Below are 25,286 nucleotides of genomic sequence, written 5' to 3'. Positions count from 1 at the left end.
CAACATCCCCTACACGGTGCAGTGCCGGTAAACACGCTTTACCGGCACCCTCTAAAAGCCCAGCCCCACCCTCAGCTCTCGATCGAGATATCTTTATTGCTGGTCTCTTTGCTGAAATACGTACATGCCGCAGATACCAGGGCTAAAAAGACCATATACCACGCGATGGCGTAAGGCGTCCCGAAATAGCTCAGTAAAAAAGCCCCAATGATCGGCGCAGTGCCGCCACCGACAATTCCCCCGACATTGGTTGCCATGGCAAAGCCGGTAAAACGGACTCCGGTGCTGAACGCCTCGCCGGTGAAAGAGGCGACGGCACCGTAAACCAGCCCATAGCTGATCATTAATAAGCTTGCCCCTGCCAGCATCGGCATAAATTCCCCGCTGGAATACAGGGTCCAGAACGGAAAGGCGGATAACGCCGTCACGGCAAACCCGATAAGCATCATTCTGCGGCGCCCGATTCTGTCAGAGAGCGCGCCCGCCAGGGGGACGACCACAAGATGCGTGCAAATGGCCAACATCACTACCGCCAGGACAAGGCTGTTGGACATGCCGAGATCTCTTTGCGCATAGCTCATTGAAAAAACGGTAAATAAATAGAAGGTAGAGAAGTGGCAAATGTTTGCCCCGGCCACCAGCAGGAGCTGTTTCGGGAATTTTGTAAACAGGGTCATGGCCGGGGACATTTCCGGTTTAGCTGCTTGCGCCCTTTTGGCGGCGGCTTCCACGAAGACCGGGGATTCTTTCACTTTCGATCTGACAAAAACGCCCACCACCAGGAGCGCCAGGCTGGCCACGAACGGTATCCTCCAGCCCCAGGCGTAAAACTCGTCCGTGGGCAGCACCGAACTGACGATCAGGAGTAAGCCTGCCGAACCAAAAAAGCCAAATACCGGGCCGATGTTGTTTATTGCGGTATAAAAGCCCCGTTTTCGCCGGGGTGCGTGCTCCAGCAGCATCAGAACCGCGCCGCTGTATTCACCTGCAAAAGCAAACCCCTGAATAAAGCGCAAGATACACAACATGATCGGCGCCCAGATACCGGCGCTGGCGTATGTCGGCAGTAAGCCTATCGCCACCGTACTCAGCCCCATGACAATCAGCGTCATGTATAATAATTTTTTCCTGCCTATTCTGTCCCCGAAATGGCCGATGACCAGGGAACCGAGCGGGCGGGCAATAAATGAAATGGCAAATGAGGCCAGTGACGCTAACCGCGACACGGTTTCATCCGCTTCGGGAAAGAACAAAGGCGCAAATATTAAGGCCGCAGCAGTGCCGTACAGGTAAAGGTCATAGGTTTCCAGGGCCGTACCAAACAGGCTGCCGGCAACCACATTTTTCATTGATTTATTATTATCGGCGTCAGTACTTTCACTATGTGTAGGTGTTTGTTCCGAGACAGAGATGTTCATCGTTATTATCCTTCAGTGCAGGTGCTTTTTATATCAGCCAACGTTTTTCAGCGTTGCTTACCCTTCAGTGCCTGAACAAAATAGGTTTCATCCCCCATTTGGCCGCCCTTCAGCGCTATTTCCAGCCCTGACAAAAACGGTTTTTCAGATAACGCCTTACATAAAGGCGCGCCGGGTGAAATAGCCGATTGGATAACCAGCGCATCAGGGGCGAGTATTTTCGTCACCTGGCTTGACGTATCGCCACCTGAAACCACGATCCGTTTAAGCGGGTGCCGCTCCAGAATTTTTTGGGTGATAAGCCCAAGCTCAATACTTAATGCCTTCCCCCCCTGGGTTTTAGCCGCTTCAGGGCTGGCCCCCCGGGACACCATGAACGTGATCATGTCGGCGATACGTGCATCATCCGGGCCTTTTGCCGTATGGATGACCACATTTTCCCCGCCCTGCAGCAGTTCAATGGCTTTATCAATGATGTCCTGCGCGGCCTGTTGCTTTTCGTTTTCAGAAATCAACGCCCTGGCCTCTACGCCAATCTCCACAAAGCCATGTTCTATGGCCTTTTTAATCTGTAAATAGCTAAACGGGGAGGCGCTGCCGGATATCACCAGCAATTGTTCCACCGGCGTTAAAGACGTATCCGGTGCCGGGCTGTGGTCAATCTGACCAGACTGCTGCCAGTGCTGGATAAGGCCATATTCAACCCCTGAGGAGCCGACGACAAACAGCGGCGATGACTGTTCAGCGAAGGTTGTCAGGATATTACCGACAGCCGTAAGGTGGGCGGGCGTTGCGCCATCAAATAAAATGGCATCGTCATTTTCAGCCATCTTTTCCAGCGCCGGTTTTAACCCGGTGTCGTCATCCAGTTGGTTAATCGTGACCCGGCCAAATTTCAATGATTTCTGTTTTCCGATATGCAATGCCAGATCGGCTTCATGCATTGGCGTAATAGGGTGGGATTTCATCACCGGATGACGATCAATACGGTGGACGGCATGATCTGTTTTTGAAAGCGCAAATAAATTGCCGAAAATACAGTACCGCCCCAGCGCAGGGTTACCGGCCACCACCGGTACGGCGCTTTTTCCAAATATTGCTGACGCCATACCGATAACATGGCCGATATTCCCGGTTTCAGGTGAACTGTCGAACGTTGAGCACACTTTGTAATGAACAACCTGTGGGGCCAGTGCTTTTAACGCCGAAAAGACCTCAGGAAGGGTGTTATCCATCTCGTCGGGAGACATGGCGCGGCTGTCGCCTGCTATGCCTATCGCGTCAAACGTCCCTAATGTGCTTAATAACCCGGCAGAAGGGGGCGTCAGGAACATCGCACATTTCAGCCCGGCAGCTGCCAGAACTTCCAGCGCATCCGATGACCCCGTGAAGTCATCGCCATAAAATGCCAGTCTGAGCCCAGGCTGCGTGGTTGTCTGCTGCGTGTTTGCATGCATAGTTATGCCCCTCCAAATTTTTCCAGGGCAGCCGCCAGCGCCGGCCTGGTTTTGGCATACTGATGAACAGGAACCTGATGAATAGCGGCCTCCCAGCCTTCGCGCATACTTTGTACGCCGGCAGCGATACCGCCCGGATGGCCGATGATGCCGGCACCTGCCAAATGCATCAGATCGACTGATTTAAGGTGGCGATAGAGATCGGGTGCCTGCCCTGCCCATTGCCCGGAAGAGAAAACAGGCATGACAGGTTGCACACCCGAAAAGGGCGTCAGGCAATGTAGTGCTGAATCAATGACGGAGTCATCAGGCTCCCAGAATTTGCTCTTGATACCGTTAACATGTAAATGGTCTATCCCGCACAGGCGCCAGATTTTCTGATAAGCCGGGAAGGAGAAGCCGAGACTGGGGTTGCGGGTTAACGCGCCCCATCCGTTACGATGACCATGAATCGGCAGCTGCGAGTGCTTGCGGATATGTTCAACGGCCGAATGGCCTACCCAGTTAAGATTCAGCATGATACAGGTGCCGCCTGCCTCTGCGAGAGCATCATGCCTGCGCAGCATCTCATCCACACTGCCGGAGATATTGATGGCATACATCGGCATACGGCCCAGGCGATCGGCATGTTTTTTTATGACAGGCATCACCGCATTCAGGCGGGCATCGAAGGTCGCGTAGTCAGGGCTGGCGGTTAACTCATCATCTTTAATGAAGTCGATACCGCCTGCGCAAAGCTCATCCACGACCTGAGCGGTCTGCTCCGGCATCAGGCCAATGCTGGGCTTAATGATGGTGCCGATAATCGGCCGGTCATGAATATTGCAAAGCGTCCGTGTTCCTTCAATGCCAAACTGCGGCCCGGCAAACTTCGTCGCAAACTGCTCAGGCAGCGTGATATCCAGCAAACGCAGCCCGGTCACTTCACCGATTTCAAACAGGTTTCCCGCCACGGTTGTCAGTAAAGCAGGGATATTGACGCCAATGTTTTCGATGGGAAACGCAATTTCTACCTGTCCGCGGAAATAGTGTTCTGAGGCGTGTTTTCGCTTCAGAAACGCGCTGTGCAGCGAAGCCGCATTGGCCGGCGCCTGTTCGGTAATTGACACCACCCTGGCACGCGATCTCTCTTTAAGCTCAGCGGATTCCCCAGGCAGAGAGATAAACGTTCCGCTGGATTGTTCGCCGGCGATAATTTCACTGACTTTCTCAAGAGGGTAACTGCTTTCCACGAAAAACAGTGCGGTAAACTCTTCTCTTGCGGGTGAAGATGAAAGCATATTAATTCCTTATTTATTAATAATGTGCACAGGGTCTTAATACTGAAAATCAATTTTCAATATACATTGACGGCCTTTTTTGCCTATCGATATGATTTCCGCGGAAGAGGAGAAAAAGTCACAGCCAACCGGATCGGCGGTCATCAGCCTGTGCTGAAATATGGAGGAAAATCAGTATGTCCAGACCACTCAGGCCCTCGCTTAATGCACTCCGGGCGTTTGAAATGACCGCGAGAAAAGGGGGATTCACGGAAGCAGCAAATGCGCTTTCTGTGACGCATGGCGCAATCAGCCGGCATATCAGGGCGCTGGAAGAATTACTGGGCGTCACGCTGCTTATCCGCACGCCGCAGGGCACCACACTGACGGCGGAAGGGGCCAAACTGGCGGCCGGGCTGAGTAAAGCCTTCGGCATGATTCAGGAAAGCATTGATGACGTCCGGCCGCGGCCGCTTGAGTTGTCCTGTTCCGCGTCAATCATGATGTACTGGCTGTTGCCGAGAATGGGGCGGCTTCACAGCAGCTTCCCGGCTATGGAAGTCGGCTTACGCACCGGGCATGGCCCCATCGATTTCGCACTTGACGGCGTCAGCGTGGCCATCCGCCTGGCAAGCATTCCTGTGCCGTTCGGGATAACACCTGTGCCGTTAATCGATGAATGGGTCGGCGTCGTCTGTGCCCCGGATTACCTGGCGTCTTCCGGGGTGAAAGAGATTGCCGATCTTAAACATGCCCGTCTGCTGGCGACCCGGACACGGCCGGATGCCTGGGAAAGCTGGTATCGCGCGAACGATGCGGAATTCCCCGCCGGGAGTGAGCTGGAGTTTTATGAGCATTTTTATCTGATGATAAAAGCCGCCAACGTCGGCCTGGGGTTTGCCAACACCCCAAGGATGCTGGTGCGTGAAGAGCTCGAAAAAGGCAGCCTGATCGCGCCTTTCGGCTTCGTCAAAGGCCCTGAGAAGTTAGTGCTCTGGATCTCACCGAATGCTGAATCGCGGGAAGACACCACCCATCTGGTTGAATGGATCAGTGCAGAGATGGCAGGAAATTAAGGCTGGCTCCAGGGGTTAACGACGCGCCTGCCCTGGCAGACAGGCGCGGGATACCTTAAATATCGCCGGCCCCCCAGGCCAGGAAGCCCCCGTCAACCGGCAGGACAATCCCATTGACATAGGCGGCGGAATCGGAGGCCAGATAGCTGACGGCACCGGCAATCTCGGATGTCAGGCCATAGCGCCCGAGCGGGATGGCTTTGCTGTATGCCTGACGGAATGTGTCGCTATGCAGCTCTTTCGTCATCGGGGTGTCAACCGGGCCGGGAGCCACCGCATTCGCCGTAATCCCGTATTCACACAGCTCTACGGCCATCTGGCGGGTCAGGGCGATAACCGCCCCTTTGGATGTGCCATACGCAGTCCGCCCTTTTCCCACTGCCCTCAGCCCGGCGACAGAGGCAATATTAATAATCCGGCCTGCGTTATTTTTTTTCATCAGTCTGGCTGCTGACTGGCAGCAGAGGAAGGTGCCGGTGACGTTGATAGTCATTGTTTTAGTGAACACGTCAGCATCGAACTCCAGGAACGGCATCGTTTTGGCGATACCGGCTGAGTTCACCAGTACGTCGCAGCGGCCAAACTCTTTATCTATCCACGTAAAGGCCGCATCAATACTTTGTGGTGAGCTGACATCCATATGACAGGTTGAGGCTGCCAACCCTTTGGCGGTGAGTTCTTCGCAAAACGCGTTCGCGGCATCGGCGTTAATGTCACAGATAATGACGTGGAAATGTTCCGCAGCCAGTTTTGTTACTACTTCTGCGCCAATGCCCATCGCACCACCTGTTACAACGGCAACTTTCTTATGTGTAGTAGTCATAATGTCCTTGAGCGTAGTTGAGGTAAGCATGATCTTCTTTTGCACTCTATGAAGAGCCACTTCAGAGCGCAATGGATAAAAAATCACTGGCCGCTGACAAAAAATCACCCGGCCACCCTCGCTCTGTTTAAAAAAAACCGTTGGGACAGCCAGGCAGAAACAGGGGGAGTGCGCGCCCTGGATGTGAAAAAATGTTTACAGCGCGGATCGGTGCCGATTAACATTTACTCATACTAATCAGCGAAAACTATCGCAGTGATACGTAACGTGGGCGGGCGGGCTGCCGATAACTAGAGCTACCCTTACTTTATCCGGTGTATCTGATGCGATTGAGTTTCCTGAAAAAGTTCCCTTTCCTGAGCAGTTTGCGTTCAGCCGCGTCGTTCAACGCGCTTGGGCAAACCATGCCCGTTATCGAATTCAGCCCTGCTGGGATCATTCAGAAGGCCAGCCCGCTTTTTCTGGCAACGATGGGATACACGGCTGATGAAGTCCTGGGCCGCCACCATAGTCTGTTCTGCCCCCCTTCCCTGGTCAGTTCACCGGCATACCGCCGCTTCTGGCAACGCCTGGCGGCCGGGGAGACCTTCAGCGATAAATATCTGCGGCTGGCGAAGGGCGCGCGCCCGGTATGGCTGGAGGCGAGTTACATTCCGGTCACTGACTGGCGCGGCAGGGTATGCAAAATCATTAAAATCGCCGCTGACATCTCCGACCGTATGCAGTCAGTGCTTGAGCAGGAATCCGTCATCACCGCCATCAACCGCTCGATGGCGGTCATTTCCTTCGACCCGGCCGGCATCGTGCGCGATGTGAACGAAAACTTCCTGAAAACGACCGGATATCAGCGGGATGAGGTATTGGGGCAGCACCACAGGATGTTCTGTTCAGAAACGCTGCGCAACAGCGCGGAATACCGGCAGTTCTGGGAAAGGCTGAACCAGGGGGAGTTTTTCTCCGGCCAGTTCCCTCGCCTGAACCGCCGCGGTGAACCGCTCTGGCTGCGTGCGACCTATAACCCTGTTTTTAACAACGAAGGTCAGTTGTACAAAATTGTGAAGTTTGCGTCGGATGTCACGGAGCAGGTTCTGCGTAATCAGCGGGAACAAGAGGCGGCCGTTCATGCCTGGGATATGGCGGTGCAGACCCGCGGCAGTGCGCAGGCCGGAACCGAGGTGATTGAGAACAGCATCCGGATGGTGGAGAAAATTATGCAGGGGATGAACGTTGTCTCCGCTGATATAACGCGCCTCAACAGCCAGTCTGACAGCATTGACGGCATGGTGGAAACCATCCGCAGCTTTGCCACGCAGACACGGCTCATCGCCCTTAATGCCGCTATTGAGGCCGCCAGGGCGGGCACCTCCGGCAGAAGTTTTGCGGTTGTCGCGGCGGAAGTGCGTAACCTGGCAGCGAGTGTCAGTGATGCCACCGAAAAAATCGAACGGGTGGTGGCCAGCAATAACCAGCTGGCGAAAGACGTGCTTAAAGGCATTGAAAGCAGCCTTAAGAATACCTGTGAAGGCGGCACGCTCATGCGCGAAGCCGGTGAAGTCATCGCCAGCATCCAGAAAAATTCAGAAGGTCTGGAGAGTGCGGTTAAGGATGTGGCCCGCTCAGTGAAGGCGGGCTGACAGGGGGAAAGGCAGCGCGTGGGCACCCTGCCCCACGCGCCGTGGGTGATCAGTGCCGGGCACCCATTGGCTGCCCGGAATGTGGCCGGGCGTCAGGGCGGATCCGGAACCAGATCGCATACATCGCAGGCAGGAAAACGAGGGTAATGATCGTGCCCCCCAACGTGCCGCCAATCAGCGTATAGGCCAGCGTCCCCCAAAATACCGAATGTGTCAGGGGAATAAAGGCCAGAATCGCAGCCATTGCCGTCAGCAATACCGGCCTGGCCCGCTGTACCGTCGCCTCGACCACCGCATGGAACGGCGCGAGGCCCTCTTTCTCGTTATGATGGATTTGCCCAATCAGAATCAGCGTGTTGCGCATCAGGATGCCCGACAGCGCAATCAACCCGACCAGCGCATTGATGCCAAACGGCTGATTGAAAAGCAGCAGCGTCGGCACCACACCGATCAACCCCAGCGGTGCCGTAAGGAAGACCATCATCATCGCCGACATGGAGCGCACCTGAAGGATGATGATCAGCAACGTCATGGCCAGCATGATGGGGAACAGCGGTGCCATCGCCTTGGTGGCTTTGCCTGATTCTTCAATTGCGCCGGCCATTTCAATGCGGTACCCGGCCGGAAGCGCGTCAATAACCGGCTGCAACTGTTTCATCAGTGCGGTGGAGACGTCCGGTGGTTGCAGGTTTTCGGCAATATCCCCCCGCACGGTAATGGTGGGCGTACGGTCACGACGACGCAGCACCGGATCTTCCATCCTGACCTCGACATCCCCAATTTGTGACAGAGGAATACGCTGGCCCGCACTGCCGACTAACGTGAAGCCGGCAATTTTAGCCGGATCGAGACGGATATCGCCTGCGGCACGGCCGGTCACCTGTACCTGGCGTATATCTTCACGCACCGTGGTAATCGGCACGCCCGAGAGCAGGAACTGGAGCTGCTGGGCGACACCGGCGGACGTCAAGCCGCTCGCCTGGAGGCGATCCTGATTCAGGGTGAAGTGCAGCGCCGGCACCCGCGGCCCCCAGTCGGTGTTGACGGTTCTCATCATCGGGCTTGCCTGTAACACGGTTTTCACCTTGTCAGCAATGCCGCGCAATGTGGCGGGGTCCGGCCCCATCACGCGCCAGGCGACCGGGAACGGTGAATACGGGCCAAACACCAACTGGGTCACCCGCACACGTGCTTCAGGTACCAGCCCATCGGCAGCCGCTTCCCGGAGCCGGAACTTGAGCGCCTCGCGAGACGTCTGGCTGTCTGTCAGTACCACAATTTTGGCGAAGGAGGGATCGGGCAATTCAGGCGCCATCGCCAGATAAAAACGGGGCGACCCCTGCCCGATGTAGGCCGTGACGATCTTTGCCTCCGGCTGCTTTTTCAGCCAGCCTTCGATTTTCGCCGCGGCGGCGCTGGTCTGCTCTATCGAGGTGCCGTAAGGCATCTGGACTTCCACCAGCACTTCCGGCCGGTCAGAGGTGGGGAAAAATTGTTTTTTCACCAGCCCCATTCCCAGCACCGCCAGCATGAAGAGGACGACAACGGTTCCGGCCACGGCCCATTTCCGCGCGATAACGCGGGCCAGCACCCGGCGAAAGCGCTGATAGCGCGGGGTGTTATAGAGGGCGTCATGCCCGCCTTCCACCCTGGCAATCTCCGGCAGCATCCTGACGCCCAGATACGGCGTGAAAGCGACGGCCACCACCCAGGAGGCAATCAGGGCGATGCCCACAATCCAGAACATATTGCTGGTGTATTCACCCGCCGTGGACTGGGCAAAGCCATTGGGCATAAAGCCTACGGCCGTCACCAGCGTACCGGCCAGCATCGGCGCGGCGGTATGGCTCCAGGCATAAGCCGAGGCCTTGATTCTGTCGTAGCCCTCCTCCATTTTTACCACCATCATTTCGATGGCGATAATGGCATCATCAACCAGTAACCCCAGCGCCAGGATCAGCGAGCCGAGGGTAATCCGGTCAAAGTTTTTGCCCGTCGCCGCCATGACCACAAAAACCACCGCCAGCGTCAACGGCACTGCCGCCGCGACCACCACCCCGACGCGCCACCCCATGCTGACAAAGCACACCACCATCACGACGAGCAGGGCGACAAAGAATTTCACCATGAACTCATCCACCGCAGAGCGGATGTTCACGGACTGGTCGGTCACTTTCGTCAGGGTCATGCCCAGCGGCATGTTTTCATTGATTTTAGCCGTGGCGGCATCCAGCGCGTGACCCAAATCCAGGCCGTTCCAGCCTTCACGCATCACCACGCCCAGCAGCAGCGCCGGTTCATTCTGGTTGCGGATCAGGAAGGTGGCGGGATCCTCATAACCGCGTTCGACCGTGGCCACATCGGAGAGCTTGAGCGTTTTGCCCTGTGCGACAAGCGGCGTTTCGCGGATCTTCTGCAACTCATCAAAGGCCCCGTCAAGGCGGATAAAAATCTGCGCGCCGTGGGTCTCAATGGCCCCCGCCGGCGTCAGCGCGTTCTGGCTGTTTAACGCAGAGAAAATATCCTGTGGAGAGAGGCCCACCGTCGCCAGGCGATCATGCGAAAAGGCGACGTAAATCCGCTCGGCCTGTTCCCCGATAATATTCACTTTCTTCACACCGGGGACATGCAGCAACTGCTGGCGCAATGCTTCTGCATCACGCACCAGCCGCCGCTGGGGCTCTCCTTTCGCTTTCAGTGCAAACAGCGCAAAAGTGACATCGGCAAACTCGTCATTCATCATCGGCCCGCTCACACCGGCAGGGAGATTTCTGGCCTCATCGCCCAGTTTCTTGCGTGCCTGATAGAACGCCTCCTGAACCTGTGACGGCGGCGTTTTGTCTTGCAGGGAAAGCGTGGTAAATGCCATCCCCGGCCGGGTATACGTCTCCGCCCGGTCATACCATGTGAGTTCTTGCAGCCGTTTTTCCAGCGGCTCGGCCACCTGATCCTGCATTTCCTGCGCGGTCGCGCCGGGCCAGGCGGTGATGATGGTCATCTGCTTGACTGTAAAAGGGGGATCCTCAGCCCGCCCAAGCCCGAAGAACGATATGATGCCGGCGAGCGTGATGAGAAGAATCAGGAACAGCGTGATTGAACGCTCGCGTACCGCAAGCGCGGATAGATTGAACCCTCCGGCGCTCATGGCAGGCTCCCCACTGCGCCGGCGGCCTGTTCGCCCAGGCGCACCGCCTCCCCTTCATGCAGAAGGTGCGCGCCCAGCGCAACCACCTTTTCCCCCGGCATCACGCCGCCGGTGACACGCGCAGCCTCATCGCTCAGGCTGAGCACCCTGACGGGCTGCCACGACACCTTCGCCGGCTGGCCTGAAATCCGCCAGACACCAGACCCGTTGCCCGGATCGTAAAGCGACGCCAGGGGCACCTGCATAACCTGGCTGTCGCCCCGGTTTGTCGTGAGGTGAAGCGTGACGGTTGCCCCCAGCGGCGCGTTCGCCAGCGCCCCCGTCAGCACATACCGCGCCTCAAAAGTGCGGGTCACCGGGTCGGCGGCATCGGAGAGCAGCCGCAGATGGGCAGCCACAGGCTGCGTTTCGCTGCCGTAGAGGGCGGCCTGCGCCTCGCTTCCGACAGCGGGGCGCAGCGTCTCCGGCAAGTGCACCAGCGCCTCACGCTGCCCGGCCCTGGCCAGCCGGATGACCGCCTGCCCGGCGCTCACCACCTGGCCGGGTTCTGCCAGCGTCTCCATCACCACGCCGTCTGCATCGGCCGGCAGCACCGCATAACCCATTGCGTTTTGCGCCACCCCGGCCTGCGCCTGCGCGGCGCTGAGTTCAGCCCTGGCCGCATCAGCCGCCGCCTTGATCTGATCGAACTCAGACGCCGACACGGCCCCGGCAGCGACAAGCCCACGGTAACGCGCCTCATCATTACCGGCTTTTTTCGCCCGCGCCCTGGCGGCATCCACCGCCTGTTGCTGCGCCTGGGCCTGTAACCTGAGGTCAACCGGATCCAACTGCATCAGCGGCTGGCCGCGTTTAACGGTCTGGCCGGTATCCACAAGGCGTTCAAGAATTTTACCCTGCACCCGGAAGCCGAGGTCACTTTGCGTACGGGCGACCACCACGCCGGTGAAGGCGCGTGACGTATCGGCCGCACGCTCCACAGTCGCTGAGCGTACCCGCGGGGGCTGTGTGCGCGGATCGTGCGCGGGGGTGTTATCACCGCAGCCCACCAGGGCAAGCGGCAGGAGGCAAACCACCAGACGGGCTGAATAAAGCCTGAGCATGGGAACCCTGATTGGTTAATAGGAAGGTATCCGCATTCTCAGACCAGTGACCAATAAAGTCAATAGTCACTAATCAGGGTGACAGGCTTCTCAGGATGAGGGAGGAAAGCAGCACAGCCGCCGTCGGGGCGGTATCCAGGTTGTACTGTAACTGGACAGGACTGATGAAAGGACGCATCACGAGGTAAATCGCCTGGGTGGCTTCATCCAGCGGGGTTTTCCGCTCGAACTCCCCGGCCTGCCTGCCTTCGGCAATGATGCTTTCAATCAGCGACCGCAGACGCGCCTCATATTTCTCCGTTGAGGGCCACTTGTCGCGCGCTGCCACGGCGGCAATGTCATAGAGCTTACGATCGTGGAAAAACAGGTCGCTGCCGGCCTCGGTAAGCGCCCTGAACAGGCGGCGCAGCTTCTCACAGGCTGACGGGGCATCCGCGATGGCGGCGTGCACCACCGACATCATCATGTCGAGCCGGTTGGCGCAAATCACCTCGCCGATAGCCTGCTTGGACTCAAAAAACTTGTAGATATAGGCTTTTGAAAAACCTATCGATTTTGCCAGTTCTGAGACAGTGGTTTTTTCATAGCCATAGTGACCAAAATGCGCCGTGGCGGCGTCCACTATCTGATCCCGGACGTTGTGGTCAAGCGGACCACGTGATGAGGGTACGTTCACATGTTTCGTCATTTTTTTAGCTTAGCCCGAAGGCTCTGATTGACAATAAGTAACCATTTAGTAATTTAGTCACTCTTTAAGGCTGATTCAAGGTGCTGCCTGTTCCCCTGACGGACGCAGAGGCCTGGCTCGTCATCCGAACGCGGAGTATAACCGCTGCGGCAACAGCGACGAAACGGATCTCAACACCCGTGCAGCAGTCGCCCGGCAGGTGCTTGCACCTTCGCAGAACTGGCCTCAGTCACTCATCACTGTGCCGGCGGTTTTGGAGAGGAAAATGAAAAGAGTGGGAATTCTGGGGGTTGATCTACGGGCTGAAGGCGTCATCAAGGCACTGTTTAAGGCAGCCCCGGACGCGCAAGTGTTTCTTTCGCCCGGAAACAGCGAAGCGGCCCAAAGTGCGGCAAGGGAGTACCCCTGCTGGACACTGGATAATCATCAGGCGGTTGTTGATGAAGCAGACATCATTTTTATTAATACCGCCCCTGCCGCCTTGCACGCACTCGCCGGCAGTATTGCGCTGCGGCCTTCACACACACTGATTTCACTGGTGCCGGGGGTTCAAATAAGCGAACTCCGGCAGAGGTTTACGCATTTTGATTGCGCCAGGGCGTTGCTCGCCCCGGTCAATGATGCGGGCCATTCAGTGGTGATTTTGACGGCGGGCCGTCAGGACATAACGCCTCTGTCTGCGTTGTTCGGCTCAGTCAACCTGCTGAGCCGGGAGTCGGAGTTCAATGTGGCAGAAACGGCGCTGCGTTAAACCCACCGCTGTTTTCACTCGTCCCCAAAGGCCGGTTAGGGTATGCATCCGGCATGACGGCGAAACGCAACGGCCTGGTCAGGCAGGCAGGCGGAGGCCAAAAATCGTGTTCCCGCGCTCATGCCGGTAATACGCGCTGCCGCCGTGCAAGGTGGCTATCGCGCTGACCAGCGACAGCCCCAGCCCGCTTCCCGCCGTATGGCGGACATTATCGCCCCGCCAGAACCGTTCGAATACTTTATCCGGTTCGGCAAGCGCGTCACCGGCATTCGACACCTCAATCTCAATGACGTCACCGCGATCAACCGTGCTGACAGAGATCGTTCCTTTGCCGGGCGAATAACGGATGGCATTGGTCAGCAGGTTGGTCATCGCCCGCTGGAAAAGCATTTTGTCCGCGGTGAGGTCTCCTTCGGCATGAAGCTCAATGAACATCTCCCGCTCTTCCGCCAGGGGTTCAAGGAAATCGATCAGCATTTCCAGCGCATCATGGAGTGAGAATGTCTCTTTATTGAGTTTGATGTTGTGGTGCGTGGCGCGGGCAAGAAAGAGAATGTTCTCCGTCAGGCGCGACAGCCCCTCCAGTTCTTCAATGTTCCCTTCCAGCAGGGCCTGGTATTCCGCGGCTGAACGCTCATGGCCAAGCGCAACCTGATTCTGGCCGAGTAACACATTGATGGGGGTGCGTATCTCATGGGCCAGATCGTCGGCAAACTGGGTCAGCCGGATAAAGTCCGTTGATAAGCGCTGGCGCATATCATGCAGCGCCTCACCGAGCGGCAGCAGCTCCTTCGGTATCGCCTGGAGCGACACCGGGTGAGTGAGCCTGTCACTGCCGGTTTCTGCCATGATCTGGCTTAACCGGCCGATCGCGCGAAGCCCCCGGCGGATAAGGAGCGGGCTTACCGCGGCACACAGCAAAATGGCCGCCAGTGACACCAGAATGCTTTGCCGGCGATAACGTTCCAGCACCAGCGCCCGCTCCCGCGCGACGCGTGCCAGGGTAATCGTGACCGGCCCGGCCTGTGAGTTTGCCTGCAGGCTGAGCGCCGAGGCTTCCGTGTCGTCAGCATTGACCCAGCGGTGCAACTGTTTCTCATTGGGTGGGCTGCTGACCGGCGTCGGGGAGAGCGCGGGCAACGCAACACCGGTATGGTTGATACTGACGTTTTGCTCATGCGGCGACCGGATGCTGAGAATATCCTGGCGGATGTCGACCATACGGTTGAAATAGAGCGGCAGCGAGCCGGGCTGGGCACCATCTTCAAGCAACTGCCTTAATTGTGCAGCCCGGTTGATCAGCGTTTGATCGTCGCGCCACACCAGTTCGCTGCGTAATGCGTTATACAGTATCAGGCTGATGCCGCCGCAGGCCATCGCCATGATCAGCGTGAAAATCGCCGTCAGCCGGAGCGTGAGAGAGGGGCTATACACCGCCCGGCTCCTTTTCAGACAGGCAATAGCCCATGCCCCTCACCGTGGTAATGAGTTTTTTGGGAAAAGGATCATCCACTTTTCGGCGCAGGCGGCGGATGGCGACATCCACAATGTTGGTTTCACTGTCAAAATTCACCCCCCAGATTTCGCTGGCAAGCAGCGTCCGCGGCAGGATTTCTCCGTGACGGCTGGCGAGCAGCCACAAAAGCATAAACTCTTTGCGGGTGAGCGCCACAGGTATGCCGTCACGCGTGACCTGAAAACGAGCCGAATCCATCACCAGATCGGCCACGCGAAGCACCGAGCTGTGCGGCTGGTGCTGCCGGAGCTGATTCTTTACCCTGGCCAGAAGCTCAGCAAAGGAGAACGGTTTTACCAGATAATCATTCGCGCCAAGCTCCAGCCCCTTGACCCGGTCCTCCACGGAATCCCGGGCGGTGAGGCAAATAACGGGGGTGTTGCCGGCGGTACGCAGGGTTTTCAGCACCTGCCACCCATCCATACCCGGCAGCATAATATCCAGTATCACCAGGCTGTAGGGGTGCGACAGCGCCAGATGCAGGCCGTCCCGCCCGTCCGCTGCGTAATCCACAATATAGCCTGCCTCTTCAAGCCCTTTACGCACCCAGGCGCTGGCTTTCAGGTTATCTTCGATCAGTAACAGTTTCATCCGGGCAGTTTGCCACGAATTCTATGGCCGCCCCAGCGTTTCAGCGCCAGATGACAATATGGTCATCTTTCTGACAGGCAATGTGGAGACCCGCACGGGTATAACAGCACGGTGATTAACCCAGGGGAGTCAAACACAACGCGTTTCTGACATCCCGCTGCCATTCCAGTCAACGAACACGCCCTGTTGCGTCCCATTGTGGCTGAACCGGTACGGAGAGACCCCGTACCGGGGAAGCGCATTCAGAAGGAGAAGAAATGAAACGTTTTATGATTGCCATGATGCTTGCTGCGGCACCAGGCCTGGCCCTTTCTGCCGAACCGGCTGCCGTCTATGACATGACGCAGGAACTGAGCAGTAAACTGGCAACAGAGGCATTGGCTGTCTGCCACGGTATGAACCGTCAGGGCGTGGTGGCGGTGGTGGATCGGGGCGGGAACCTGGTGTCACTGATGAGGGATGACAACGTCGGGCCGCATAATACGCAGGCCGCCTGGCGTAAGGCTTTCACGGCACTCTCGACGAAGACGCCGACCAGACAGTTTGCCCGGCAGGCGCAGTCCTCCCCGGACACCGTTAACCTGAATACCGTGAATGAGTTACTGCTGCTTGGCGGCGGCGTACCGGTGAAATATCACGGCCAGGTGATTGGTGCCGTCGGCCTCGCCGGTACCGGCGGCGCAGAGTCTGATGACCACTGTGGGAGCGAAGCGATTAAGCGGGTACTCGGGGAGAGCGGGCAACAGAAATAACAGGGAAAGCGCGGGCAGTGTGTTTTCCCCTCTCGCCAGGGCGGGAAAGAAGCCTCTTCCCCGCCCTGGTTTGTTGCCGTTTTTTATTCACGCCTTACGCCCCAAATACCCGGCGCAGGTTATTGCGCCGGTGGGGTGTTTCCGGCGTTAAGGCTAAATTCCCTGAAGTAGTGCTCCATCATATTCCGCAGGGCTTTACCTATGGCGGCATATTCATATTCGTTAAGGTTGGCCAGAGAAATACGGCCGGCAGGTTGCTGGGTGCCGAAGCCTGAACCAGGCAACATCACAATGCCGGTTTCATCAGCAATCCGGAACAACAAGTCGGTGGGGTTAAGCGTTTGCTGCACCCAGCGGGCAAAATCGTCGCCATAAACCTGACGTGAGATCGCCTCCAGATCCAGCAGGGTATAATAATCGACTGCGTTATCATCTTCCTTGTGCGTAATCCCCAACTCCCGGTACAGCACCGCCTGACGGCGGCGGATAATTTCTGAGACTGCCGCCTTATAGCCGTTGTCACCATCCATGAGTGCAAACAGGCTGAACAGCACCATTTGTACCTGCTGCGGTGTGGAGAGCCCGGCGGTATGGTTAAGGGCCACGCTACGGCTGTCTGCAACGACGCGATCAAGGAAACGCAGGGCCGCGACGTCGGGGGTCAGCGAGGTATAACGCTCATGCAGACGGTTTTTTTCTTCCGCGCTGAGGTTGGCTATTTTGTCGTCCAGAATATTATTTTGATGCGTGGCAATAACGCCAAGCCGCCAGCCGGTGGCACCAAAATATTTCGAGAACGAGTACACCAGAATGGTATTTTGCGGGCAGGTGGCAAACAGAGATTTAAAATCTTTGGCAAAGGTGCCGTACACATCATCGGTGAGAATAATCAGGTCTGGCCGCTGTTCGACTATTTTGGCCATTTTTTCGAGGCTGCGATTATCCATCTTGACTGAGGCCGGATTACTCGGGTTGACGCAAAAGAAAATTTTCACCTCTGGGTCCAGCAGCTTGTCGAGTTCCTCATCCGGGTATTGCCAGTTCTGTTCAGGAGAGGCATTAATCATCACGCTCTCAAGCCGATAATCTTCCAGCTTAGGAATTTCAATATAAGGGGTAAAAATAGGCGCACCCATCGCGACCTTATCCCCGGCTTTCACCAGCCCGTTTGTACGCAAGGTATTAAAGAGATACGTCATGGCTGCGGTGCCGCCCTCAACGGCAAATAAATCGACATCCTCTGCCGAGATCAACCCGCCTATCATCTCTTTAACGATATATTCCCGGGTAATCTTCTCGCTGATTCTGAGCATCCGGGGCGGGACGGGATAATTAGCCCCCAGGATACCCTCGACCATTTCATGCAAAAAAGCCGACGCAGAAAGCCCAAGCTGGTCACGGACATAGCTGACCGCCCTGGAGAGGAACGCGACCCCCGGCTGCTGATGCTCACGTGACAGGAACGCATCGAAGCGGGCTTCAATCCCATCCAGGCGGGGCAACCCACCAATACCGTGCGGCAAATAAGAGTAGGAAAGCTCAGCCTCTTCCGTCGCAAACAAGCCAAGCCGCCAGAACCCACGCCGGGGAAGTGTGGCGAGGAAATTCGGATTGCCGCGGCCGGCGTTAAGCATCATCCGGTCGGTTTTACTGGACGCCAGATCAATCAGCGCATCTTTCAATTCAAACGGGCTGAGCGACGCATATTTCTCGTAAGGATTCGTCATGGTAAGCATCTCCTGATGACAACATGGTTAGGTAACGGGTTGTTCAGACAAGGGCGACAATCAACGGACCCAACAGGGTCAAAAACACATTGGCCAGTCCGTAGGTCACCGCAAAGGGTGCGGTAGGAATGGCATTGCCCGCTTTATCAAGAATTTCACCAAAGGCAGGATTTGCGCTGCGTGTTCCCGCCAACGCCCCGGCAAAAACAGCGGTGTTGTCATAGCGCAGGATGTAACGACCAATAAACAGGGTGATCATCAGAGGCACCACCGTCACGACGATGCCGATGAGAAATATGGAAATGCCGTTATGGCGTACGGTGTCGACGGCCTGCAAACCAGACTGTAACCCCACCACCGCAACGAAACCGGCCAGGCCCAGATCACGCAGCAAGCCGGACGCAGGCAGCGGCATATTGCCGGTCAGCGGTTTGCGGGCCTGGTACCAGCCAAACAGCAGCCCGGATAACAGCGCACCGCCGCCGCTGCCGAGTGTCAGAGGCACAGCGCCGATATGCACCACCAGCAGGCCGAATATCAGCCCCACAGAAAGGCCGAACCCATGGAACATCAAATCCGTTTTCGGGCTTTTAATCAGCGGCGGCCCGGCTAATGCCACCGCCCGTTGGATATCCTGCTCGCTGCCGTACAGGGTGACGACATCGTTATGCTGGATGACAGTATCGTCCCTGAACGGGAGCAGGGTATCACCACGCCGCAGTGTGGTGACAAACACCCCGTGGCGCGCTTCACGTGAAATCTGATGGCGCAACTGGCCAATCGATTTGCCGGTCAGCGCCGGATTCGTCAGCAGCACCTCAGAGGATTGCATAATCATTTCCGGCCCTTCATCGGCATCCAGTTCCCGGCCGAGCGAAGGTGCCAGCGAAATAATGCCTTTCCGGCGTCCGACTAACAGCAACACATCACTGTCGGTGAGCTGCATATCCGGTGTGACGGAAATGACTTTATCTTTGCGTTTAAGGCGCTCCAGCGTGACGGGAAAGAGAGGGTCAGCGGTGGCTTCAATTTGTGCCACCGTTTTGCCGCTGGCGGGGCCGGCAAGAAAGACGCGCCCCACCAGCCCCGGCAGCGCAGGCTGCTGGCCGGCGGCAAGCACCGGTGCGCCCTGCATCATCTCCAGTTCCGCTTTTATGGCATCTTCACGGATAGTGCGGCCCATGATTTTAGGCAGGATATTGACGCAAATGATAATGGCGCCAAGAGAGCCAAAGATGTACGTCACGGCATAGCCTACCGCCACGTTTCCCTGCATCTGTTGCAACTGCGCCGGATCAAGGCCCAGCTTGGAGATGGCTGCACTGGCAGTGCCGATAATGGCTGACTGGGTAAGCGCCCCGGCAGCAATGCCGGCGGCAATGCCTTTATCCAGCGCAAACATTTTGGCCATGACGACCACCGTGCCCAGCGACGTGATAACCAGGACCAACGCCAGGGCAATTTCACGCAGCGTGCGTCGCCCTAATGATGAGAAAAATTTAGGTCCGCTTTCAAAACCGACGGCATAAATAAAGACCGCAAACAAAACGTTCTTTATTCCGCTGTCAATGGTTACTCCAACCTGGCTAATCAATACGGCAATCAGCAACGCCCCTGCCACCCCACCGAGCTGGAATGCACCCAGTTTCAGCTTTCCAATCCATGTGCCTACAGCAAGTGAGAGAAATAAGGCAAGTTCCGGAGACAGACGAAAAACTTCATGAAGCAAGTTCATAGAAGAGTATCCTGCTATTCGGTTTGTAAGGCTCTGCCCGGGCAGTTTATCGCCGCGGAATAAGATGAATAAGAGAAATGAATGTTTTCCAACACTTGATAAAAGGTAGCTACGAATTTTCGCATGGCAACGTGAAGCCAGGGAAATTATCCCTAAAAAACATTAAACCCTGCACAGCCGCCACTTTTTGAGCTTTAGTCCCGCGTTAATTATTTAAATCAGCATAATAAACTTATAAAACCGTTTTAATTTGTTATTTAACGCGATTCGCTTTATTTTTAGCCACGCTGAATTAAAAATAAAAAAATACATTGAAGCAGACTGCGTTTTCTTTTTAAGGATAATTTTTTATTGTGGGGTTCCGATATTCCCAATTAAACGCAGCCGCCCCTTCCCGCTAAATTATGATAATGGCGTTATTTAAATAAAATAACCCCAGCCGTTTCACGTCTGGGTTATTCGCGTAATTAACTGGGCTGCTCAGCCGGTATTCTGTTGGCAAGGAAAAACCATCGCTGACTTTCAGGGCTGCAACCGCAGCCCTGTGCCGGGACAGGGTAAGCGTCAATCAGCCTCGCGGGCAGACAATACTTCCCCCACCACCGGCGCTGCAGAAAACGCATTGGGCCATCCTGCATAGAACGCTGCCTGCGCCACCACTTCCCCGGCCTCTTCCGCGGTTAAGCCATTATCCATCGCCCGGTTAAGATGATAACCAATTTGCGCACTCTGCCCTGATGCGATTAACGCGCTGACCGTCACCAGGCTTCTGTCGCGGGGCTTGAGCGCAGGCCGCTGCCAGAGGTCAAGAAAGAGCGGATCGGCGGTGAATTTCACCAGGCCGGGGGAAACAGGGCCGACATTTTTTTCTACCGTCTCTGAACGCTGCTTTTCTGCTTGCTGATTGAGCGGTAAAAGCGCCGGTGAGGCATCCGGGAGATCCGCCGCCGTGACGCCCCGCTGCTGAAAAATAGCGTGGGTGACGGTGACAGCCGACATAGCATTGGGCCAGCCCGAGTAAAAGGCCAGATGCGTGATGATCTCCGACACTTCGGCCGGGGTGACGCCTGCGTCAAGCGCGACCTCAACATAATGCTTCAGCTCGGCGGGCTGGTTTCTGGCAATCAGGATAGCCACCGTCACGATGCTGCGGTCACGCACAGACAGCTCACGGCGCTTCCAGAGATCCTCCGCGATGGCTTCGCGGCCAAACCGGGCCAGTGCCGGGGAGACAGCCTGGATATCGGCCTCAGAAAGGCTTGATGGTTCTGTTTTCAACATGACTTCACCTCTTTTTTCATCAGCATTCACGAAATCTGTAAGCACCAGCGACAGTGCCGCCGCCGCAATCACCCTTTTCATGTTCACTCCTCTTCCCTTATCTGCACGGCTACGCTGACCCGCTATTCCACCGGCCCTATCCCGCCTTTGTTTCGCAGGTATACCGGGGCGACCGGGATGGATTCTTTACTGACCGCCATCTGTGCCGTCTGCGCGATATAGTCCCGGAAATGCGGCGTCTGCCTGTGTTGCTGATAAGCAGCCTCACTGGCGTAAATTTCATAGAAATACCAGCGATGGGTATTGTCCACCCCGGTAGCGGCATACATGGCAAGCACCCCTTCCTCAACCTTGATGGACTCAGCCATTTCAGGGAGGACAACGTGTTTAAATGCCTCCTGGAATTCAGGCTTCACATCGACAATCACCAGGTTATTGATGGTTTGCGCATTTTGGACAATGTGCTTATCGCTGAGGAATTGCGGGGTCAGCTGTATTTGGTGCTTCCGGTTAATAAGCTCAGGCGCACGTGCGATGAATGCTTGGTAATGCGCGGACTGTAAATGCCGGTGGTAAGCCTCTTTATCTTCATAAATCTCCACCATGTAAGTTTGATGCGATGCATCTTTACGCTGGAGGGAATACATGGCAAGCGTACCTGTTTCCTGATCAATTGACGTGGAAATGGTCTGCCTGGCGAGCTCATCATATTGAGGGCGTTTATCAGGGTTGACGCTGATTTCAAAAATATTTATCACGGGCATATCCGGGGAGTTCGGGGCTTGCGCCAGGGTGGAGTGGCTCATCATCAGACTCAATAACATGACGATAATATTTTTCACGGCGAACCTACAGACAGCGGGAAACGAGTCACCAGTATAGGCAGGCTATGTTGATAAGATTAGGGCACGCTTGACTCAAAGATATTTAGCCTGTAGTTAATAATCGATGGTCGTTGATAATCACCCATAGTTAATAATACATATAGTGAATAGCCGGCTGTCGTGAATCGCCGGCAGGCAATTGCTTAGGGATGGCGCTATGAATAACGTGATGTATAACCAGCTACGCATTTTCCAGAGCATTGCCCGCGAGGGCAGTATTTCTGCCGCCGCCAGAAAGCTTGAAATCACCCCGCCGTCGGTCAGCAAGGCGCTGAGGGTGCTTGAGCAACACATCGGCCACCCCCTTTTTGTGCGTACTACACGGCGTATCGAACTCACTGACGTCGGGCAACAGTTGCTGGAGCAAACGTCAGCGGCAGTGGACTCCCTCGAGCAATCACTTGAAAGTATCCGCGATCAGCATCAGGAGCCGTCTGGCCTGATCCGGATAACGCTCTCCCGCTTCGCTTACCTGCTGGTGCTAAAACCGGTGATGGCAGCTTTTTGTCGGCACTATCCGGGCATCCAGCTTGAAGTGTCGGTGTACGACGGCACAGTAAATATTATTGATGAACGCTTCGATCTGGGGATCCGCTTTGGCGATGTGCTTGAAGGCGGTGTAGTGGCCCGCCAGTTGTTAAAGCCGTTCCGGGAAGGGTTGTATGCGTCATCCACCTATCTTAAAGAGTTCGGCACGCCCACGACGCCCGCCGATCTTTATCACCATAAGCTGATCGGTTATCGCTTTATCACCCATAACCGTATTCTCCCGCTGATCCTGGATGACAACGGCGAGCAATTAACCCTCGACATGCACAACCCATTAATCAGCAACGACATTGACGTGATGGCGGACGGAATAAGAAACGGGCTGGGTATCGGAAGGTTATTCGAGCCTGTTTACCGGCTTCAGCCAGACCGTGAGGCATTTATTCCCGTCATGGCGCGTTTCTGGAAAACCTATCCGCCGGTTTACCTCTACTACCTCAAAAGCGCCGGCAAGACCAACAGGGTGAAGGCACTGATTGATTTTCTTATCACACACACCCAGGGATAACCGCTTTTCGCGCAGGCAGCCGCTGCACCGGGGGGTCAGAGGCTGTCTGTCAGTTCTGCCTTATGCTCGTTCATCAGCCTGAGCAGTTCCCTCAGGTATTCATCCTCATTGCCTTTGCGCCAGGCCACACTGAGCTGGAGGCCTGCCAGCTGATCCGGAAACCTGAGCGGGATAAAGTGAATCCGGTCACTTTTCATCAGCCGGTAAGACGCAGGAACCACCGCCACGCCCAGACCGGCCGCGACCAGGCTGAGTATCGTTTGCTTCTCTTCCGCATACTGTGCGACATGGGGGCGCAGGCCGGCACTTTTGAACAGGCTCATCGTCAGGTCATGGCTGTGGGGGCGGGTACGGCGGTCAGGGATAATGATCGGTTCTGATTGAAAGTCGGTGATGGAGGCCTCTTTGATTCCGGATAAACGGTGATTGGCCGGTACGGCCAGAATAGATTTTTCCCGGGTGATAAAGCGCGTTGCCAATGCATCATCCATAACGTGAGGTTTACGGAAAAAGATAATATCCAGCCAGCCGGATTTTAATTTTGGGATAAGATTAACGGTTTTTTCTTCGATAATATGAATATCGGTTTCCGGGTGCAGGGGAACAAATAAATTCAGCAGGGCAGGAACGATGCCCTGCGCTGCGCTGTCAATCGCCCCAATCCGCAAGGTTTTACGTTTATCTTTTATTCCATTTTTGAAACGCAGTTCCAGTGCATCAAATTGCTCCATCAGCCTGCTCGCCTCTTCAAAGAATTTTATCCCCTCCAACGTTAAAGAGACATTACGGGTAGAGCGGTTCAAAAGGCGCACGCCCAGGTCATCCTCGAGCAACCGGATAAAGCGGGAAAGTGACGCAGGCATCATTTCCAGCTTTTGCGCCGCGCGGCCAAAGTGCAGTTCTTTTCCAACGGCAATGAAGCAACGTAATTGATTTATATCCATAATCTGCACCCCAACCCATTATTCAAATAATTTATATAATCCAACCCTGATGATTCGGCAAGTCAAAACTGCATACTGCAACTGATTACAAAAAAATAACATTCCCTACATTACATTAACCGGAGTACGTTCATATGCACTCTCACCTCGAAAAAACGGTGATGCGTAAAGTCACCTTGCGCATTATCCCCTTTATCATGCTGCTCTATTTCATTGCCTTTCTCGACCGCGTCAATATCGGGTTTGCAGCACTGACAATGAATCAGGATTTAGGTTTTTCACCCACCGTATTCGGGCTGGGGGCGGGTATTTTCTTTCTCGGTTATTTTTTATTTGAAGTCCCCTCCAACCTGATATTGCACAAAGTCGGCGCCCGCATCTGGATAGCGCGCGTCATGATCACCTGGGGGCTGGTCTCCGGCTGTATGGCCTTTGTCGAAGGCACCACCAGCTTTTACGTGCTGCGCTTTATGCTCGGTGTGGCTGAAGCCGGCTTCTTCCCCGGCATTATCCTCTACCTGAGCTATTGGTTCCCGGCCGCGAAACGGGCACAGGTGACGGCGATTTTTATGGCGGCCGCCCCGCTGTCAACCGCACTTGGCTCCCCCATATCGGCCGCGCTGCTTGAGATGCATGGCCTGCTGGGTTATGCCGGCTGGCAGTGGATGTTTATGCTCGAAGCCGTCCCGGCCGTGATTTTGGGGGTTGTGGTGCTGTTTTATCTGACCGACCGCCCTGAAAAAGCCAAATGGCTGACCGCGGAAGAGCGTACCTGGCTGCAAAATAGCCTGCGGACAGAAGAACAGGCGCGTGCCTCCGGCAACAGCCACACCAGCGCATGGCGTGGCCTGGCGGACAAACGGGTACTGGCCCTGGCACTGGTCTATTTCGGCACCTCTGCCGGGCTGTACACCCTGGGCATCTGGTCACCGCAAATTATCCACAGCTTTGGTGCCTCATCGCTGGAGATTGGCTTCCTGAATGCGTTCCCGGCGGTGATGGGGGTTATCGGCATGATCCTCTGGGCCCGCCATTCCGATCGTAAGAACGAGCGGAGCTGGCACGTCATTGGCGCCTGCCTGCTGGCAGCGGCCGGGCTGATTTATGCCGGTAATGTCAGCACCCTGCTGGCGGTCATCTTCGCCCTGACACTGGTTACGGTCGGCATCAGCGCCTCCAAACCGCCGCTGTGGAGTATGCCCACGCTGTTCCTGAGCGGCCCGGCCGCGGCGGCGGGCATCGCCACCATCAACTCTATCGGCAACCTGGGCGGCTTCGTCGGCCCGATGATGATTGGCGTCATTCGCCAGCAAACCGGCAGCTACACCTGGGGCCTCTATTTTGTTGCCGGGCTGCTGTGCATCTCAGCGCTCGTTGTTCTTATCCTGTCTGCCAGGGGCAATAAACCCCAGCCGGCCGGACTGACCCATCCTGACACTCACTGA

Annotated in this window: 20 protein-coding genes; 6 read left to right on the top strand and 14 right to left on the bottom strand. The window is 56.0% G+C overall.

Translation table 11 applies throughout. The annotated features are described in order from the left end of the window. Positions 1 to 71 precede the first annotated feature (71 nt). From JK232_RS06870 to JK232_RS06860, 3 genes are read right to left on the bottom strand one after another with little or no spacing between them, the layout of a single operon-like run. Positions 72 to 1,418, bottom strand: a complete 1,347-nt coding sequence (locus JK232_RS06870) for an MFS transporter (protein WP_072928201.1) — start codon at positions 1,416 to 1,418, stop codon at positions 72 to 74. 47 nt (positions 1,419 to 1,465) lie between these two features. Beyond that, positions 1,466 to 2,875 (bottom strand): four-carbon acid sugar kinase family protein, encoded by a 1,410-nt coding sequence (locus tag JK232_RS06865; protein WP_101828238.1) that lies wholly within the window; start codon positions 2,873 to 2,875, stop codon positions 1,466 to 1,468. 2 nt (positions 2,876 to 2,877) lie between these two features. Further along, positions 2,878 to 4,155: a ribulose-bisphosphate carboxylase large subunit family protein gene (locus JK232_RS06860; protein WP_212588970.1), complete on the bottom strand. Its 1,278-nt coding sequence runs from the start codon at positions 4,153 to 4,155 to the stop codon at positions 2,878 to 2,880. A gap of 176 nt (positions 4,156 to 4,331) precedes the next feature. On the opposite strand from JK232_RS06860, the gene JK232_RS06855 reads away from it, so the two are divergent. After that, positions 4,332 to 5,210: a LysR substrate-binding domain-containing protein gene (locus JK232_RS06855; protein ID WP_101828237.1), complete on the top strand. Its 879-nt coding sequence runs from the start codon at positions 4,332 to 4,334 to the stop codon at positions 5,208 to 5,210. 55 nt (positions 5,211 to 5,265) lie between these two features. On the opposite strand, the gene JK232_RS06850 is transcribed toward JK232_RS06855, so the two are convergent. Next, a complete protein-coding gene (locus JK232_RS06850; RefSeq protein WP_072928205.1) occupies positions 5,266 to 6,033 on the bottom strand; it encodes an SDR family NAD(P)-dependent oxidoreductase in 768 nt (255 codons plus the stop codon). 323 nt (positions 6,034 to 6,356) lie between these two features. Between JK232_RS06850 and JK232_RS06845 the strand changes: the two genes are divergently transcribed. Continuing rightward, on the top strand, positions 6,357 to 7,667 hold the full coding sequence (locus tag JK232_RS06845) for a methyl-accepting chemotaxis protein (protein WP_072928206.1): 1,311 nt from the start codon (positions 6,357 to 6,359) through the stop codon (positions 7,665 to 7,667). A 49-nt stretch (positions 7,668 to 7,716) separates the two neighbouring features. On the opposite strand, the gene JK232_RS06840 is transcribed toward JK232_RS06845, so the two are convergent. The 3 genes from JK232_RS06840 to JK232_RS06830 all read right to left on the bottom strand — a co-directional run bounded on the left by JK232_RS06840 (position 7,717) and on the right by JK232_RS06830 (position 12,603). After that, positions 7,717 to 10,812 carry an efflux RND transporter permease subunit gene (locus JK232_RS06840; RefSeq protein ID WP_212588969.1) on the bottom strand — a complete coding sequence of 1,032 codons (3,096 nt, stop codon included), beginning with the start codon at positions 10,810 to 10,812 and terminating at the stop codon, positions 7,717 to 7,719. Then, positions 10,809 to 11,915 (bottom strand): efflux RND transporter periplasmic adaptor subunit, encoded by a 1,107-nt coding sequence (locus tag JK232_RS06835; RefSeq protein ID WP_212588968.1) that lies wholly within the window; start codon positions 11,913 to 11,915, stop codon positions 10,809 to 10,811. Before JK232_RS06835 ends, JK232_RS06840 begins: the two co-directional genes overlap by 4 nt. A 73-nt stretch (positions 11,916 to 11,988) precedes the next feature. Further along, positions 11,989 to 12,603 carry a TetR/AcrR family transcriptional regulator gene (locus JK232_RS06830; protein ID WP_072928209.1) on the bottom strand — a complete coding sequence of 205 codons (615 nt, stop codon included), beginning with the start codon at positions 12,601 to 12,603 and terminating at the stop codon, positions 11,989 to 11,991. Positions 12,604 to 12,802: 199 nt separating this feature from the next. Here JK232_RS06830 and JK232_RS06825 point away from each other — a divergent pair, with 199 nt between their 5' ends. After that, positions 12,803 to 13,354 carry an NAD(P)-binding domain-containing protein gene (locus JK232_RS06825; protein ID WP_246814605.1) on the top strand — a complete coding sequence of 184 codons (552 nt, stop codon included), beginning with the start codon at positions 12,803 to 12,805 and terminating at the stop codon, positions 13,352 to 13,354. Between the two features lie 78 nt (positions 13,355 to 13,432). Here JK232_RS06825 and JK232_RS06820 read toward each other — a convergent pair whose 3' ends face one another. Beyond that, the gene (locus JK232_RS06820; protein WP_101828232.1) at positions 13,433 to 14,788 is read right to left on the bottom strand and encodes a heavy metal sensor histidine kinase; all 1,356 of its coding nucleotides are present in this window, start codon (positions 14,786 to 14,788) and stop codon (positions 13,433 to 13,435) included. Beyond that, positions 14,781 to 15,461, bottom strand: a complete 681-nt coding sequence (hprR, locus tag JK232_RS06815; RefSeq protein WP_212588967.1) for a response regulator transcription factor HprR — start codon at positions 15,459 to 15,461, stop codon at positions 14,781 to 14,783. The genes JK232_RS06820 and hprR overlap by 8 nt, the downstream gene beginning before the upstream one ends. A gap of 257 nt (positions 15,462 to 15,718) precedes the next feature. Here hprR and JK232_RS06810 point away from each other — a divergent pair, with 257 nt between their 5' ends. Continuing rightward, entirely contained in the window at positions 15,719 to 16,213 is a 495-nt protein-coding gene (locus JK232_RS06810; RefSeq protein ID WP_101834974.1) for a GlcG/HbpS family heme-binding protein, read from the top strand. A gap of 119 nt (positions 16,214 to 16,332) precedes the next feature. On the opposite strand, the gene JK232_RS06805 is transcribed toward JK232_RS06810, so the two are convergent. The 4 genes from JK232_RS06805 to JK232_RS06790 all read right to left on the bottom strand — a co-directional run bounded on the left by JK232_RS06805 (position 16,333) and on the right by JK232_RS06790 (position 21,798). Continuing rightward, positions 16,333 to 17,940 (bottom strand): bifunctional aspartate transaminase/aspartate 4-decarboxylase, encoded by a 1,608-nt coding sequence (locus JK232_RS06805; RefSeq protein ID WP_072928214.1) that lies wholly within the window; start codon positions 17,938 to 17,940, stop codon positions 16,333 to 16,335. 43 nt (positions 17,941 to 17,983) lie between these two features. Further along, positions 17,984 to 19,675, bottom strand: a complete 1,692-nt coding sequence (gene aspT, locus JK232_RS06800; protein ID WP_072928215.1) for an aspartate-alanine antiporter — start codon at positions 19,673 to 19,675, stop codon at positions 17,984 to 17,986. Positions 19,676 to 20,239: 564 nt separating this feature from the next. Further along, entirely contained in the window at positions 20,240 to 21,037 is a 798-nt protein-coding gene (locus JK232_RS06795) for a carboxymuconolactone decarboxylase family protein (protein WP_072928216.1), read from the bottom strand. Between the two features lie 41 nt (positions 21,038 to 21,078). Next, a complete protein-coding gene (locus tag JK232_RS06790) occupies positions 21,079 to 21,798 on the bottom strand; it encodes a putative quinol monooxygenase (RefSeq protein WP_241522393.1) in 720 nt (239 codons plus the stop codon). 199 nt (positions 21,799 to 21,997) lie between these two features. On the opposite strand from JK232_RS06790, the gene JK232_RS06785 reads away from it, so the two are divergent. Beyond that, entirely contained in the window at positions 21,998 to 22,897 is a 900-nt protein-coding gene (locus JK232_RS06785) for a LysR family transcriptional regulator (RefSeq protein ID WP_101828231.1), read from the top strand. Between the two features lie 35 nt (positions 22,898 to 22,932). Here JK232_RS06785 and JK232_RS06780 read toward each other — a convergent pair whose 3' ends face one another. Continuing rightward, the gene (locus tag JK232_RS06780) at positions 22,933 to 23,841 is read right to left on the bottom strand and encodes a LysR family transcriptional regulator (RefSeq protein ID WP_072928327.1); all 909 of its coding nucleotides are present in this window, start codon (positions 23,839 to 23,841) and stop codon (positions 22,933 to 22,935) included. A gap of 134 nt (positions 23,842 to 23,975) precedes the next feature. Between JK232_RS06780 and JK232_RS06775 the strand changes: the two genes are divergently transcribed. Continuing rightward, positions 23,976 to 25,286, top strand: a complete 1,311-nt coding sequence (locus tag JK232_RS06775) for an MFS transporter (protein WP_101828230.1) — start codon at positions 23,976 to 23,978, stop codon at positions 25,284 to 25,286.

Source organism: Nissabacter archeti, assembly GCF_018257325.1.
Classification (GTDB): domain Bacteria; phylum Pseudomonadota; class Gammaproteobacteria; order Enterobacterales; family Enterobacteriaceae; genus Chimaeribacter; species Chimaeribacter arupi.
Note: the sequence above shows the minus strand (reverse complement) of the source record. Positions and strands in the feature narration are given on the sequence as shown.

What these genes read in the sequence shown, in the direction of transcription:
- JK232_RS06870 (WP_072928201.1), bottom strand. Translation starts at nt 1,418, where the DNA reads ATGAACATCTCTGTCTCGGAACAAACACCTACACATAGTGAAAGTACT.
- JK232_RS06865 (WP_101828238.1), bottom strand. Translation starts at nt 2,875, where the DNA reads ATGCATGCAAACACGCAGCAGACAACCACGCAGCCTGGGCTCAGACTG.
- JK232_RS06860 (WP_212588970.1), bottom strand. Translation starts at nt 4,155, where the DNA reads ATGCTTTCATCTTCACCCGCAAGAGAAGAGTTTACCGCACTGTTTTTC.
- JK232_RS06855 (WP_101828237.1), top strand. Translation starts at nt 4,332, where the DNA reads ATGTCCAGACCACTCAGGCCCTCGCTTAATGCACTCCGGGCGTTTGAA.
- JK232_RS06850 (WP_072928205.1), bottom strand. Translation starts at nt 6,033, where the DNA reads ATGACTACTACACATAAGAAAGTTGCCGTTGTAACAGGTGGTGCGATG.
- JK232_RS06845 (WP_072928206.1), top strand. Translation starts at nt 6,357, where the DNA reads ATGCGATTGAGTTTCCTGAAAAAGTTCCCTTTCCTGAGCAGTTTGCGT.
- JK232_RS06840 (WP_212588969.1), bottom strand. Translation starts at nt 10,812, where the DNA reads ATGAGCGCCGGAGGGTTCAATCTATCCGCGCTTGCGGTACGCGAGCGT.
- JK232_RS06835 (WP_212588968.1), bottom strand. Translation starts at nt 11,915, where the DNA reads ATGCTCAGGCTTTATTCAGCCCGTCTGGTGGTTTGCCTCCTGCCGCTT.
- JK232_RS06830 (WP_072928209.1), bottom strand. Translation starts at nt 12,603, where the DNA reads ATGACGAAACATGTGAACGTACCCTCATCACGTGGTCCGCTTGACCAC.
- hprR (WP_212588967.1), bottom strand. Translation starts at nt 15,461, where the DNA reads ATGAAACTGTTACTGATCGAAGATAACCTGAAAGCCAGCGCCTGGGTG.
- JK232_RS06810 (WP_101834974.1), top strand. Translation starts at nt 15,719, where the DNA reads ATGAAACGTTTTATGATTGCCATGATGCTTGCTGCGGCACCAGGCCTG.
- JK232_RS06805 (WP_072928214.1), bottom strand. Translation starts at nt 17,940, where the DNA reads ATGACGAATCCTTACGAGAAATATGCGTCGCTCAGCCCGTTTGAATTG.
- aspT (WP_072928215.1), bottom strand. Translation starts at nt 19,675, where the DNA reads ATGAACTTGCTTCATGAAGTTTTTCGTCTGTCTCCGGAACTTGCCTTA.
- JK232_RS06795 (WP_072928216.1), bottom strand. Translation starts at nt 21,037, where the DNA reads ATGAAAAGGGTGATTGCGGCGGCGGCACTGTCGCTGGTGCTTACAGAT.
- JK232_RS06785 (WP_101828231.1), top strand. Translation starts at nt 21,998, where the DNA reads ATGAATAACGTGATGTATAACCAGCTACGCATTTTCCAGAGCATTGCC.
- JK232_RS06780 (WP_072928327.1), bottom strand. Translation starts at nt 23,841, where the DNA reads ATGGATATAAATCAATTACGTTGCTTCATTGCCGTTGGAAAAGAACTG.
- JK232_RS06775 (WP_101828230.1), top strand. Translation starts at nt 23,976, where the DNA reads ATGCACTCTCACCTCGAAAAAACGGTGATGCGTAAAGTCACCTTGCGC.